This is a genomic window from Microbulbifer echini, from assembly GCF_041447225.1.
In the GTDB taxonomy this organism is placed as follows: domain Bacteria; phylum Pseudomonadota; class Gammaproteobacteria; order Pseudomonadales; family Cellvibrionaceae; genus Microbulbifer; species Microbulbifer echini.
Genome location: NZ_JBGMEL010000003.1, coordinates 277,352 through 290,509, shown reverse-complemented (window position 1 = coordinate 290,509; position 13,158 = coordinate 277,352). Strand labels below are relative to the sequence as shown.

The following is a 13,158-nucleotide window of genomic DNA, read 5'->3' as shown; positions in this document are numbered from 1 at the left end:
CAGTTCTGCGTTTTTCTTCCTGTGCGGAAGCGGGTAATTTTCTTGCATCAATAATATCCATTTGGATATTATATAGAACTATAGGATCGCCGGGTTAATAACCTGCCTCGCAAAGGCAGCACCTGAAAAAAATCATTGCAAAACTCAAAAGGAAAAATTTTCACCACCCTACATTAAACATATCCTCACCAATTTGCAATTATTATAGGGCTCCAAACTCTCACCACATGGCTAATGGCCTTGAGGGCAACAACAAAGAACCTCATCCTTTTATTACAAAAAAATAAGTAGAACACTAATCTTGAGGCAAGGATAAAAGAAGACGGGATCAAACAAAAGCATTTAACATTACTTAACTTCAAGTGAGAGCTATTTCTGACACACCTAAAAAATTGTTCTTAATTTCTAAGTGGTCACTGAGCAGCTTGCCTTATGATCATGGATCTCCACCCAATTTCAAACTACCCTATAAGAAATCACCACTTCGAATGGTAAATATACTTACACAACCACCAACCCCAAAAATACAAAACCACCCACTGCCAGAAACACTAAAAAATAATGCCTCCCCCTTTAAAACCTTACTCGACCACCCTCTCAAAGATATGCAACGTCCCCGAGTAATCATAGACTAGCAAATAAGGACCTATATAAATAATAGGAGGTGAAGGTGGAAAGCTGACAACTTATTCTTTGTGCACCCAATCAAATTTGTGGGTGGTGGTATTAAAGGCCCCAACTACCCCTTCTTTCCGATCTGTCGTTACAATATGCCCACCGGCCATCGCATAATTACTTCTTAGAGACTCAATACCCACCTCTTTAAAATAAGCATCACCTTGATATTTATCCTTCAAGTCTCCACTGAGCACATCATAGACAGCGTAATTAATTATAAACTTATGAAGAAGACCTTTCTTTTTATCAATAGATAGCCCCCTACCTAGGGTAAGGAGTCCCAAGCCTGGAAAAAATCATGCAAAATCACGCCTTCATCCAGCTCTGAATACAGAAAATAGGCGCCATTCTTTTTGATTACATCTATTCTTCTATCTGCGACCTTTAGGTTGCCCATCAAAAAAAGGAGGATAAATTTTCACTGGCTATATTCCCCAAAAAAATTCACTTAACCTCAAACACCAAGCTGTATGGCCACGCTTACCAGTCTGGTATCACAGTAGAATCGACAAAACCACTCACCCCATATCATTTTACTTGCAAATATTTACTGCCAATATATCGCCCACCAATAATACAGGGAATATATATTATTAATGCATAAACAATGGCCCACCCGGAAGAATTCATAAAAGCAATAAAGGTAACCAGCAAATAGGGGACCGCCGCAACAGCCAATACAATTTTGGCATTCATTGAGGCAGTATCCTCACTTGTACGCGCCGCCATAGCACCACCCAATAACAATATCAGGGGTAATGAGATAATACTCACCAGCAAGTACAGGGAATGGAAAGGAATAGCAGATAATAGATACAACCAAGAGGCCAAACCGGCAGTAACAGTAAAGAATGCTATACCACATGCCGCCGGGCTTTGCGGTATATTCTTACTGGCTGCTGCACGATAAAGTGCAATCAATATAACAACAGCCCCAACTATTAACAAAACATTCATATTAAATCTCAATTCTGTTATCTACAGCCGCACAAAAAAAGCCTAGAAAAGAAAATTCACCAAAAAATACATATCAAAAAAATAACAACCCACTACAAAAAGTGAACTCTCCCAGCCTTACAACTAATTTTCAGGAAAAATAATCAAATATCTTACCTATAAGTTCTAGGTCCTGATAACCTTCAGGATCAATCTCTCTGTTTAGCACCCTTTTTATATAATCCGTATCGCCAAGCAACCCACGTACAACACAATAATGTACGCATCGCATTCCTCGCGTTACTTCAGGAACACTTAGGTATAATTTTTCCTTAGTATCTAAGCAATACTGCTCACCTATATACTCCTTACCAAACTGAATTATGCGACACAAATTATAAAAAACTTGTCCCACTGCCTCTTGCTGACTGCCAAAATCTTTAACATAGACGGTAAATTCCAGAGGATACCCAACTCTTTCCTATGAATTTTTTTTGGGAAAGTAGCAACTTTACCAACTGGAAGACCTGACAAATCAGATACTATAACTTCGACCTCCTTAATATAAACACCTACCGCAGGCTGTATCATTGCTGCGGCGGGAGAACCATAAAAAAACCAAAAAGGATCAATTATGAGGTCACAAAATTTTACCGGGCGAGATTGATACCGTTTAGATACAAACTTCCAATCTTCAAGTTCTTCCGCCTTCAGCTTGGCAGCCGCAAGAACATCTGCTTTAAATGTCATATAACCTCTAGAAAAGCAAAACTGCCTCAAAATGACAGGCAGCAAATCCAATTTTTATTGCACTAATACATTAACTCTACAACTCCACCCGATCCCCATGGCTAGGCGGTGTTGAGGTAACGGTAAAAATCAAGTCTACATCAGCCTTATTTAACAACTGATGAGGAATTCCTGCGGCTATATGCAAACCCTGGCCAGGAGAGAGTAAATACTCTTCATCACCACATTCAATCGTGGCCGTGCCCTGTAGTACAAAGAAAAACTGTTCAGATTGCCGGTGTAGGTGTCGAACTTCTGAGCAGCCAGGAGGCACTCTCTCCTGAATCACACCGAGAGAATCGGTTCGTACCAAGTGCCAGCCATCGCAGCCCTCTCCCCAGGAGTAGTGCTCGACATTCTCTTTTGAGACTGCTGGCATCACCCCTCCCCCCGCAATCTACGCAAATACTCCTCGCGGGATTTACGCATGTTGATAACATGACTTGCGCTGAGGCGGTCGTGCATCAGGTTTCCGCCTAAGAAGCAGTTAATCAACCAACCGATCTTTCCCAGAGGTAGGGTGAGAGTGAAGCTCAGTAGGCGCCAAAGGCCGTGGCCATAGCCTATTCGCTCAAATTTTTTGTTGGTGACCTTATAACCCATCAGATATTTACCCGGCGTCGCCTGAAAGCGGGAGCTCTCTGCAATCCAGGCCATCAGTAGATAGGCCAGGCAACAGATCCCCAGCGCCATGGTTGTGGCGGCGCCTTCTGGCATATCGTATACCTTCATCATCACAATCGAGGCGATAAAGCCAACCGCGACGTACAACAACAATACATCCAGTAAGACCGCAACGCCTCGGGCCAGCAAGTGGCCAAAGTAGTATTGATCATAGGTTTCTTCCGGCTGGGTGATTTTCTGCCGGATCAGCTTGCGCCCACCTCTAAGCCCTTTGGCGGGGTCTACAGTTACTTCTTTGCTGTGCAGCGAATTAAAAATGCAATCACAAAGGGACTCGTCCAAGGCGCCGTATAAATAGGAGGCATTACCATCCCAGTCGAACAAACTATTGCAGTACTGAAGAATATTGTTAGAAATCTGAGCTTGTTTTTTACCTTTAGAGGTAGCTTCACTGGCCTGCAAATTTATTCTGGCAAAACGTTCGAAGATTGAGAGGCCCAGATTCCAATTATATTCCTCATCGAGCATATAAGGTGTATCGGTGAGAAAACGCCAATTTTCTTTTACATTGAATTTACTGGGCGCTTGCAGCAGCCTATCCACTTGCTCCAACACCCGATGGTACTCGCCAATTCGCAGTGCTCGCTGTGGGTCTTGTTCAGTGTCATCCTCTTCAATAGGATTTTCTTGCACATTATCTTCTTGTGCATTCTTACCTTCAGAATGCTGCTCTTCCGCATGTTTCTCTGTAGAGGTCTCCTGTTGTCTCTCACTCCCAGTTTCCTGATCCTGGGCTTGGTTCAGGTCAAGAGAGACTTTTGATTGAGCTTGCTCAGTAGCTTCTGATGAGGCTGGGGAGTGGTCTTGATGATTCGGCTCACTATTTTGTTGCACCTGGGGCTCTGCCTGTCCCTGTAATTGCACGGCCTCAGGGGAAAGTGCAGCCCCCTCAGCACTAGCAACTTCCGCAAGCACCTCGTTATTTTGCGGTTCCTCACTTTCCTTTTTCTCTTCTTTAAGCTCCTCGGCGGCTTTCAGGGCCCATTTATAGGCGCTGTGTAACTGCTGGAAATCTTCGGGCTTTTCATCCGGGCGGGTTTGCTTCAGTTTTTTCGCGTAGGCGCGCTTGACCGCCCGCGCATCATCGCAAGGCGCTAGCTCGAGTATCTCCCAGGGGCTCATTAAATCCAGTCCTCACCATCGAGCTTATCGAAAATCTCCGTGAGTTCGGCACGCGCTTTGCCAATTTCCACCAGGTTTTGCTTATCCAATACCCGGTCAAAACTAGCGAGCAATTTGGAAATATAGTCGCGCTGCTCGCCGAGGCCCGCTTCATACAAACGCTCACCGCGGGCGAGTAATGCTTGGTTTTCTTCGTCTTCACGGGGGTGGAATTTGAGTTTGGCTAGTTTTTCCAGTGCTTGGGCTTTGTCCTGCGCACTCAGGGCGCCCGGCGTAAACTCCACCAGTTTGTTAAATGTCTTACCGGTTGAAGCCACGGTGACATCCACTTCCAGCAGACCATTCATATCGTAGCTATAGCGGATTTCCACTACTTCCTCGCCCCTGGGTTTCTTCGGTACAGGAACCGTCAGCTCTCCCAGGTAAACATTCTTCTTCACCAGGCGGTTTTCCCCCTGGTAAATATCAATACACACCTCATCTTGATCGTCGCGGGCGGTACAGACGCTGCGCACGATACTGATCGGCACTACGGTATTGCGCTCGATAATCGGCAGGAAATAATTGCCCAGCTGCGGGCTGTCTTCATTCACGATGCCGGTGCCCAGGGTATAGGGGCAAACATCGGTAAGGACAATATCATCCAGCGCAGAATTTTTAGCCTTGAGGCCGGCCTGGATCGCCGCTCCCATGGCAACCACGGTATCCGGGTCCAGATGACAGGAAGGCAGGCGACCAAACATACGTCCCACCATAGAGCGGAATAAAGCTAGGCGGGTTGAGCCGCCCACCAATATCACCTCATCAATTTTACTCGGCGGCAAGTCGGCATCGCGCATAGCGCGCTCAATCGGACGCTTGGCGCGCAGTAACAACGGGGTACTGAGCTTTTCAAACCATTCGGGGGTAACCCGCCACTCCAGCTCACGCCCACCGATTTTTAATGTGAGAAGCTGCTCCGACTGCTGACTGATACGGCGCTTAGCGGTCTCCATCTGCATATACAGATTTTGCAGTTCCTGCGGTTTGAGTGAAGATTTTTTCAGTGCCAACTCTTCCAAGGTGCTGTCAATCATGGCCTCGACAAAATCCTCACCGCCGAGGAAGTTGTCACCCGCACTGGCATGCACCTCCATAATGCCGTCGAAAAATTCCAGGATAGAGACATCAAAAGTGCCGCCGCCCAAATCGAGCACCAGGAAATTTCCCTCTCGTTTATCGTGCAGGCCGTAGGCAATTGCCGCTGCTGTAGGTTCGTTGATCAGGCGCTCTACTTTGAGGCCAGCCAGTTCCCCGGCTAATTTGGCCGCTTGGCGTTGGTTATCATTAAAATAAGCGGGAACGCTGATTACCGCTTCGGTGACTTCCTCCTTGAGATAAGTTTCGGCATCCTCTTTGAGCGAGCGCAGCACCAGCGCCGAGAGTTCAGGTGCGCTGAATTGCTGGCGACCCAGTTTAATCTTATGGTCTGTGCCCATTAAACGTTTAAAGGCGGCCACCGTGGTGTCGCTGTGGTTAATCAGACGCTCTTTGGCTGTTTTCCCCACTACCAGCTTGCCATCATCGTCCAGGCCAACCACCGAGGGCGTCAGCGCCTCTCCCAGGCGGTTGGGGATCAGCGTTACCCCTTCGTCCGTCATTACCCCACAGGCACTATTGGTGGTGCCCAGATCGATACCAATAATCGCCATAATCCCCTCTACCTATTTTTCTAAGGCTCAACTAACGCTTGTCGTTTCCACCGGGCTTATTGATCAACATTCCCGCGGTGTTCATGGCGCAATATTCTAAGCGCCCCGATACGCCAATAGCCAGTGAGTGCAAGCGCGCGAAAGGTAAAAGGTGAGAGAGGAGGAAGAGAAGAAAAGCGAGAAAAAACACCGGCAACCAAGGAGGGGAACCAGCCCCTCCTCGGCAAGGATCGGGGGTTAACAAAACACTATGGAGACAGCCGTTCCACTGTCCACAGGCCGCCGTCATCAATCTGGTACATAAATCGGTCGTGTAGGCGATAGGCGCCACCCTGCCAAAATTCCACTGCGTGGGGCATAACCCGGTAACCCCCCCAAAAATCTGGCAACGGCACTTCTCCACCGGCAAAGCGGGACCTCTCCAGGTCAAATTGTTTTTGCAATTCCTCTCGGGAGGAAACCGGCTGACTTTGGCGAGAGGCCCAGGCCGCCAGCTGGCTATTCAGCGGGCGGGACTGGAAATAAGTAACGGCGTCCTCGCGGGCCACTGGCTGCACCTTGCCGTAGACAATGACCTGACGCTCCAGGGGATGCCAGGGAAATAACAGGGAAACCTGGGGGTTAACCTCCATATCCCGCGCTTTTTTGCTGTGCAGGTTGGTGTAAAACACAAAACCGGATTCGTCGAAGCCTTTTAACTGGACGATACGCTGAGAGGGCTGACCTGAAGTACCTACCGTAGCGAGAGACATTGCGGTGGGGTCATCCAGACCCGCCGCCAGGATCTCTTCCAACCATTGGCTAAATTGCTTTGCCGGGGTGGGCTTCAACTCAGAGCGGTGCAAACTGCCAAGCACGTAATCTCGGCGCCATTGATCGATTTCCATGGTGTTACTTCCTAAGTTATTCAAGCTCAAAATATATCCAGCCACTACGGCAACGCTATTTTTGCCGAAGCCGCTTGTCAAACCTTCCCTGTTGTTCCCCCGCGCCCAGCTCCCGTGAAGGCGGGAATCCGGTGACTTGCGTACAAACTTTCCTGTCGCGTTGCGGAGTGAATCTCAATTTTCCTGCGATTTTCCCCTCGCAGGTGCAGACTCTGCGGACGCTTGCGTGGCTTTTGGCGGGCCGCTAGGCTCACTGCATTTTTACACAAATAAGGAAAATGGTGGCTATGTCCTCTGCGCCCACATGTGCCCAGGTGCTTATGCGTCTGTTACGCGATTACCAGGTGGAAAAGGTCTTCGGCATTCCCGGCGTCCACACCATCGAACTTTACCGCGGCCTACCCGGCAGTGACCTGATGCATATCACTCCACGCCACGAACAGGGCGCCGCTTTTATGGCGGATGGCTACGCCCGCGCCAGCGGTAAGCCCGGTGTCTGCTTTCTGATCACCGGCCCAGGCCTCACCAACGCCGCCACCGCTATGGCCCAGGCCTATTCCGACTCAATTCCCATGCTGGTGATTTCCGCGATCAACCGCCGCGAAGACCTCGGTATGGGGCGCGGACGCCTGCACGAACTGCCATGCCAGAGTGATGCCAGTCGCGGTTTTTGTATCTGGCAACACACCCTTACCCAAGCAGAGCAGCTGCCGGAAGTGTTAGCGCGGGCTTTCCAGCTGCTGCAATCGAGCCGCCCTGGCCCTGTACATATCGAAATACCCATCGATCTTTTCCCGGCCCCCATGCCCGGCCAACTCGAGGACTACCGCGCTGCACCGGCCGCTATGGCCGCGGCGGCGAGTGCATCCGCTATCGCCACCGCCACCAACTGGCTGCAATCTGCCCAGCGCCCGGTAATCCTCCTGGGCGGGGGTGCCCAAAACGCGGGCAAAGCGGCCAGCCTGGTGGCAGAAAAAATTGCCGCCCCGGTTTTTCTATCACTGGCCGCCAAGGGCGTGGTCGATGAGCGCCACCCACTGTGTGGCGGCGCGAACCTGAGTTTCGATTGCGTGCGCAGCCGCGTAGAAAACGCGGATGTGGTGCTGGCCGTGGGCACCGAGCTTTCCGAGACCGACCGCAACCTGGTACGGGATGATTACACCTTCTCCGGAAAACTGATTCGTATCGATATAGATGCTGCACAGCTGGTATGCAACGCCCAACCAGACCTGGCTATCTGTGCCGACGCCAGTGAGAGCCTGCAGCAATTAGAGGCTGCCCTGGTTCCACGCGGAGGCCAGGCGAGAGAGCACTCCGAGCAAGAGATTGCCCAATTACTGAGAGATTGCCGCAAGGAGTGGTGGGATGGTTCCGAGGAGCGCTTCCCCTGGGTGGAGGCCCTGCGCGAAGCCCTGCCGGAAAACGGTATCCTGGTGACAGACTCCACCCAGCTGGCCTATAACACTAACCACGCGCTGCCACTGTATCACCCGCGCAGTCACCTGACCTGCACCACCGGCTACGGTACCCTGGGCTTCGCCCTGCCCGCCGCGGTTGGTGCCAAACTATCCAGTGATCGGGATGTGATCGCCCTAATTGGCGACGGCGGTCTGATGTTTACATTGGGCGAGCTGGCCGTGGCTGTGGAACAACAACTGCCGTTGCCAATTTTGGTATGGAATAACGCCGGCTACGGCGAAATCCGCGACTTTATGGATGCCGCGGAAGTGACCCAGGAAGGCGTAAATCTGCACACCCCGGATTTTGTCGCTCTGGCCAAGGCCTTTGGTGCCGAGGGCTGTCGCATTGACAAGCCAGGCCAGTTGGCGGAAGCGGTAACTGCTGCACTGGGCAGACAGACTCCAACCCTGATTGAAATCAGCGCGCCTTCAGGCGCAGAATAAAATGGAAGCGTGACATGACAGACCTCAGTAAACTGCCTACCGGCAAGTTGTTTATTAACGGCGAATGGCGCGAGCCCCTGGGCACCGGTACCCACACGGTGATCAACCCGGCCACCGAAGAAATAATCTGTAAGGTGGCCGAGGGCTCCGCGGAAGATGTGGATCTCGCCGTGGAAGCCGCGCGCCAAGCCTTCCTCAGCTGGCGCAACAGCACCGCACAAATGCGTCGCGAATTGCTCAACGCCATCGCCGACGGCATGGAAAAACGCAAGGAAGACTTGGTTCAGGCCGTCTCCCAGGCGCTCGGTTGCCCCGAACATATCAGCCGCTGGCTGCATGTAGATGGCCCCATCTACGCCATGCGCTACTACGCCGAGCGCACTGTGGAAATGGAGAAAACGGAAAAGGCCGGCCACTCCATACTATTCCGCGAACCCGTGGGTGTGTGCGGATTTATCACCCCGTGGAACTACCCCCTGCACCAGTTTGTCGGCAAGGTGGCCCCGGCACTGGCGGCCGGCTGCACCATGATTACCAAGCCCGCCGAAATCACGCCGCTACAGGATTTTGTGATGGCGGAAATTATTGAAGAGGCCGGAGTCCCTGCGGGTGTCTTCAACCTGGTGCCCGGTGCCGGCTCGGAGGTGGGTGCCGCGCTGTCGGCCCATCCGGGTATCGATATGGTCTCCTTCACCGGTTCCACTCGCGCCGGCGTGGAGGTAGCCAAAGCTGCGGCGCCTACGGTAAAACGCGTAACCCAGGAACTCGGCGGCAAATCACCGCTGATTATCACTCCCGATGCCGACCTGGAAGCCGCCGTGCGCTGGGGCTGTGAAGATGTCTTTATCAACAGTGGCCAGACCTGCACCGCGCTCACCCGTATGCTCGTGCCCGCCGATCGCTACGAGGAGGCGGTGGAAATCGCCCGCCAAGTGGCCGAGGGTATCGCCATGGGCACCGGCGAAAACGCGTTTATGGGGCCCCTCTCCTCCACGCGCCAGCGCGAAATTGTACGCGGCTATATCCAGAAAGGTATCGACGAGGGCGCGCGCCTGGTTACCGGCGGCGCCGAAGTACCCGCCGGGCTGGAGAAGGGCTTTTATGTGAAGCCCACGGTCTTTGCCGATGTACACAACGATATGAGCATCGCCCGCGAGGAGATCTTTGGCCCTGTGACCTGTCTGATCCCTTACAAGGATATGGATGAGGCAATTACCATCGCCAATGACACCGAGTACGGCCTGTCCAGCGGCGTCTGGGCCAAGGACGCGGAGAGCGCCATGCCCCTGGTGCGCCGTATCCAGGCGGGCCTGTGTTTTGTCAATGGCGGCGAGTTCAATTACGAAGCTCCCTTCGGCGGCTACAAGCGTTCCGGCAACGGGCGTGAATTTGGTGAGGCCGGGCTCGGTGAGTTTATCGAACTAAAATCTGTGCAGCTGCCGGCATAAACTTCTGCACCGCCGCCAAACGGGGGCGGTACAGTTGACTGCCAATCCCCTCCCCGCTATCTTTGCCCGCACATCACGAGAGTGGCTGACGCCAACGCCAACCTGCCGACCGGGGCAAGGTGGTTCTCTCTCTGCCGGCACACCAAAGCCTGCGGGGAGGATGGGGCTCTACCAGAGCAATCCAACCGGAATAGCGAATACCCTTTCGCCGCTTCCACGTCAGTCCTCCAAAGTTTTACCCTTGGAGGGACCATGTCCGAATTACCGTATTCCAGTAAAGACATTATAGAAATTCAAATTGCCAACCAGCGAAACCGCACAGCAGTCAGAGCCGTGAGACGGGCGGACCGGCAATTATTGTGGCAACTACTGTTCGACACCGCGGAAGAGGCTTTAAAATTCGCCACCAGCTGCCGTGCCAGTGAGCAGCCGATCACGGCCCATAAGGCCTGCGAGCTGGCGGGATAAACAAGAATCCAATGGCGCCACTTTGTTTCGCGCCAGATACACCAGTGCCACGAGCACCCGACAGGAGCTAAAAACAACATCATGTCCAAGCCAGAACAATTCTTTGAGCACCTGCGCGATGAGCTGAAACAAATCGACGCCGACGGCCTCTACAAGCGCGAGCGAATTATTACCTCCCAGCAGGCCGCCGAGATCCAGGTGAACAACGACACCCAGGTATTGAACTTTTGCGCCAATAACTACTTGGGGCTGGCCAACCACCCGGACCTGATCAAAGCCGCCAAAGAAGGCCTGGACCAATACGGCTTCGGCATGGCCTCGGTGCGCTTTATCTGCGGTACTCAGGACATTCACAAGGCTCTGGAATCACGCCTGTCGGAATTCCTTCATACCGAAGACACCATCCTCTACACCTCCTGCTTCGATGCCAATGGCGGCCTGTTCGAAACCCTGCTCGGCCCGGAAGATGCGATTATCTCCGACGCCCTCAATCACGCCTCCATTATCGACGGCGTGCGCCTTTGCAAGGCCAAGCGCTATCGCTACGCCAACAACAACATGGCGGATCTTGAGAAACAGTTGCAGGCGGCCGATGCCGCAGGTGCCAAGACCAAGCTGATCGCCACCGATGGCGTCTTCTCCATGGACGGTGTGATCGCCAACCTGGAAGCCCTGTGCGACCTGGCCGACCGCTACAACGCCCTGGTGATGGTGGACGACTCCCACGCAGTGGGCTTCCTCGGCCAGAATGGCCGCGGCACCCATGAATACTGTGGCGTGATCGATCGCATCGATATTATTACCGGCACGCTGGGCAAGGCCCTGGGTGGCGCTTCCGGGGGCTTCACCTCCGGGCGCAAAGAGATTATCGATCTCCTGCGCCAGCGCTCACGCCCCTACCTGTTCTCCAATTCCGTAGCTCCCGCTATCGTTACCGCCTCACTGAGAGTGCTGGATATGCTGATGGACGGCGCCGAGTTGCGGCAGAAGCTGCGCGATAATTCCGCCTACTTCCGCGAACGTATGACTGCGGCCGGCTTCACCCTGGCCGGCGCGGATCACCCGATTATTCCGGTGATGATCGGTGAGGCCGCCCTGGCACAGAAGATGGCTGACAAGATGCTGGAGCGCGGTATCTACGTTGTGGGCTTCTTCTACCCCGTAGTGCCTAAAGGCCAGGCCCGCATCCGCACCCAGATGTCCGCAGCCCACACCCGCGAGCAGCTCGATCAATGCATCGACGCCTTTATCGAAGTGGGCCGCGAACTGAACATTATTTAATCCCCAATTGATCGCATAGATGCCTGACGACAGGGTTCTCTGTTAAGGGCGTCCTTGCATTTGCAGTTTGAATGACAATGAAAGCACTCTCAAAACTAAAGTCCGAAGTGGGCATCTGGCTCACCGATGTAGAAATGCCCGAACCGGGCCACAACGACCTGTTGATCAAAATCCATAAAACCGCTATCTGCGGCACCGATATGCATATTTATAATTGGGATGAGTGGTCGCAAAAAACCATCCCGGTCCCCATGGTGGTGGGGCACGAATATGTAGGTGAGGTGGTCGGTATGGGTCAGGAAGTCGCCGGCTTCAAAGTGGGCGATCGCGTTTCCGGCGAAGGCCATATCACCTGCGGCCACTGCCGCAACTGCCGCGCCGGACGCCGCCATCTATGCCGCAACACGTACGGTGTGGGTGTGGACCGCCAGGGCGCCTTTGCCGAATATCTGGTTATTCCCGCATTAAACGCCTTCAAGATCCCAGATAATATCTCTGACGAGCTGGCCTCCATCTTCGACCCCCTCGGTAATGCCGTGCATACCGCGCTCTCTTTCGACCTGGTGGGCGAAGACGTACTGATTACCGGCGCCGGCCCCATCGGCATTATGGCCGCCGCGGTGGCCAAACATGTGGGGGCGCGCCATGTGGTAATTACCGATATCAACGAATACCGCCTAGACTTGGCGCGTAAGATGGGCGCTACCCGCGCCGTCAATGTGGCCAAGGAAAGCCTTGGCGATGTGATGGCCGAGCTGGGTATGAGCGAAGGCTTCGATGTGGGACTGGAAATGTCCGGTGTGCCGGTTGCCTTCCGCGATATGCTCGGCGCCATGAACCACGGAGGCAAGATCGCCATGCTCGGCATTCCTGCCGGTGAAATGGCCATCGACTGGAGCCAGGTGATCTTCAAAGGCCTGATTATTAAGGGAATCTACGGACGTGAAATGTTCGAGACCTGGTACAAAATGGCCAGCCTAATTCAGTCTGGCCTAGACCTGACCCCAATCATCACCCATCAATTCCCTATCGATGACTTCCAGAAGGGCTTCGATACCATGGGCTCAGGGGAATCCGGCAAGGTGATTCTTAACTGGAAATAATCCGGCCTAAGCTGCGGGGCAACTCGCAGCTCTCTTCTTATTTTCTCTGCGCATTCTCCACTCCCTCTCCACCCTCACGCCATTCCCCCTAGAGCAAGCGAATCTAAAGTTTTTGCGTTTCTACATTACTTAACGGTATCTTTTAACACCCTCATTCAAGGCCCCAC

General features: G+C 52.8%; 12 protein-coding genes and 1 riboswitch. Of the genes, 5 read left to right on the top strand and 7 right to left on the bottom strand.

Annotated features, from left to right (window positions below; translation table 11 throughout):
* Positions 1-686: 686 nt before the first annotated feature.
* The 7 genes from ACCI51_RS05085 to pdxH form a co-directional block, all read right to left on the bottom strand.
* Positions 687-962, bottom strand: a complete 276-nt coding sequence (locus ACCI51_RS05085; protein ID WP_371842819.1) for a hypothetical protein — start codon at positions 960-962, stop codon at positions 687-689.
* Positions 963-1,206: 244 nt separating this feature from the next.
* The gene (locus ACCI51_RS05080; RefSeq protein ID WP_371842818.1) at positions 1,207-1,635 is read right to left on the bottom strand and encodes a hypothetical protein; all 429 of its coding nucleotides are present in this window, start codon (positions 1,633-1,635) and stop codon (positions 1,207-1,209) included.
* A 360-nt stretch (positions 1,636-1,995) separates the two neighbouring features.
* On the bottom strand, positions 1,996-2,364 hold the full coding sequence (locus ACCI51_RS05075) for a hypothetical protein (protein ID WP_371842817.1): 369 nt from the start codon (positions 2,362-2,364) through the stop codon (positions 1,996-1,998).
* Positions 2,365-2,440: 76 nt separating this feature from the next.
* Positions 2,441-2,782 carry a cupin domain-containing protein gene (locus tag ACCI51_RS05070; RefSeq protein ID WP_371842816.1) on the bottom strand — a complete coding sequence of 114 codons (342 nt, stop codon included), beginning with the start codon at positions 2,780-2,782 and terminating at the stop codon, positions 2,441-2,443.
* The gene (locus ACCI51_RS05065; RefSeq protein WP_371842815.1) at positions 2,782-4,209 is read right to left on the bottom strand and encodes an RDD family protein; all 1,428 of its coding nucleotides are present in this window, start codon (positions 4,207-4,209) and stop codon (positions 2,782-2,784) included. Before ACCI51_RS05065 ends, ACCI51_RS05070 begins: the two co-directional genes overlap by 1 nt.
* Entirely contained in the window at positions 4,209-5,900 is a 1,692-nt protein-coding gene (locus ACCI51_RS05060; RefSeq protein ID WP_371842814.1) for an Hsp70 family protein, read from the bottom strand. Before ACCI51_RS05060 ends, ACCI51_RS05065 begins: the two co-directional genes overlap by 1 nt.
* 248 nt (positions 5,901-6,148) lie before the next feature.
* Positions 6,149-6,787: a pyridoxamine 5'-phosphate oxidase gene (pdxH, locus tag ACCI51_RS05055; RefSeq protein WP_299584788.1), complete on the bottom strand. Its 639-nt coding sequence runs from the start codon at positions 6,785-6,787 to the stop codon at positions 6,149-6,151.
* 287 nt (positions 6,788-7,074) lie between these two features.
* Here pdxH and ACCI51_RS05050 point away from each other — a divergent pair, with 287 nt between their 5' ends.
* The 5 genes from ACCI51_RS05050 to tdh all read left to right on the top strand — a co-directional run bounded on the left by ACCI51_RS05050 (position 7,075) and on the right by tdh (position 12,991).
* Positions 7,075-8,691 carry a 5-guanidino-2-oxopentanoate decarboxylase gene (locus ACCI51_RS05050; protein WP_371842813.1) on the top strand — a complete coding sequence of 539 codons (1,617 nt, stop codon included), beginning with the start codon at positions 7,075-7,077 and terminating at the stop codon, positions 8,689-8,691.
* A gap of 14 nt (positions 8,692-8,705) precedes the next feature.
* A complete protein-coding gene (locus tag ACCI51_RS05045) occupies positions 8,706-10,139 on the top strand; it encodes an aldehyde dehydrogenase family protein (protein ID WP_299584784.1) in 1,434 nt (477 codons plus the stop codon).
* A 65-nt stretch (positions 10,140-10,204) separates the two neighbouring features.
* Positions 10,205-10,333, top strand: a riboswitch (SAM-I-IV-variant riboswitch).
* Between the two features lie 58 nt (positions 10,334-10,391).
* Complete coding sequence (locus ACCI51_RS05040) at positions 10,392-10,607, top strand: hypothetical protein (protein ID WP_299584782.1); 216 nt, start codon at positions 10,392-10,394, stop codon at positions 10,605-10,607.
* An 81-nt stretch (positions 10,608-10,688) separates the two neighbouring features.
* On the top strand, positions 10,689-11,888 hold the full coding sequence (kbl, locus tag ACCI51_RS05035) for a glycine C-acetyltransferase (protein WP_299584780.1): 1,200 nt from the start codon (positions 10,689-10,691) through the stop codon (positions 11,886-11,888).
* A 77-nt stretch (positions 11,889-11,965) separates the two neighbouring features.
* Positions 11,966-12,991, top strand: a complete 1,026-nt coding sequence (gene tdh / locus ACCI51_RS05030) for an L-threonine 3-dehydrogenase (protein ID WP_371842811.1) — start codon at positions 11,966-11,968, stop codon at positions 12,989-12,991.
* The last annotated feature ends 167 nt before the right edge of the window (positions 12,992-13,158 follow it).

Excerpts from the sequence above, each read along its gene's own strand:
- ACCI51_RS05080 (WP_371842818.1), bottom strand. The coding sequence starts at position 1,635 with ATGAATGTTTTGTTAATAGTTGGGGCTGTTGTTATATTGATTGCACTT.
- ACCI51_RS05075 (WP_371842817.1), bottom strand. The coding sequence starts at position 2,364 with ATGACATTTAAAGCAGATGTTCTTGCGGCTGCCAAGCTGAAGGCGGAA.
- ACCI51_RS05070 (WP_371842816.1), bottom strand. The coding sequence starts at position 2,782 with ATGCCAGCAGTCTCAAAAGAGAATGTCGAGCACTACTCCTGGGGAGAG.
- ACCI51_RS05065 (WP_371842815.1), bottom strand. The coding sequence starts at position 4,209 with ATGAGCCCCTGGGAGATACTCGAGCTAGCGCCTTGCGATGATGCGCGG.
- ACCI51_RS05060 (WP_371842814.1), bottom strand. The coding sequence starts at position 5,900 with ATGGCGATTATTGGTATCGATCTGGGCACCACCAATAGTGCCTGTGGG.
- pdxH (WP_299584788.1), bottom strand. The coding sequence starts at position 6,787 with ATGGAAATCGATCAATGGCGCCGAGATTACGTGCTTGGCAGTTTGCAC.
- ACCI51_RS05050 (WP_371842813.1), top strand. The coding sequence starts at position 7,075 with ATGTCCTCTGCGCCCACATGTGCCCAGGTGCTTATGCGTCTGTTACGC.
- ACCI51_RS05045 (WP_299584784.1), top strand. The coding sequence starts at position 8,706 with ATGACAGACCTCAGTAAACTGCCTACCGGCAAGTTGTTTATTAACGGC.
- ACCI51_RS05040 (WP_299584782.1), top strand. The coding sequence starts at position 10,392 with ATGTCCGAATTACCGTATTCCAGTAAAGACATTATAGAAATTCAAATT.
- kbl (WP_299584780.1), top strand. The coding sequence starts at position 10,689 with ATGTCCAAGCCAGAACAATTCTTTGAGCACCTGCGCGATGAGCTGAAA.
- tdh (WP_371842811.1), top strand. The coding sequence starts at position 11,966 with ATGAAAGCACTCTCAAAACTAAAGTCCGAAGTGGGCATCTGGCTCACC.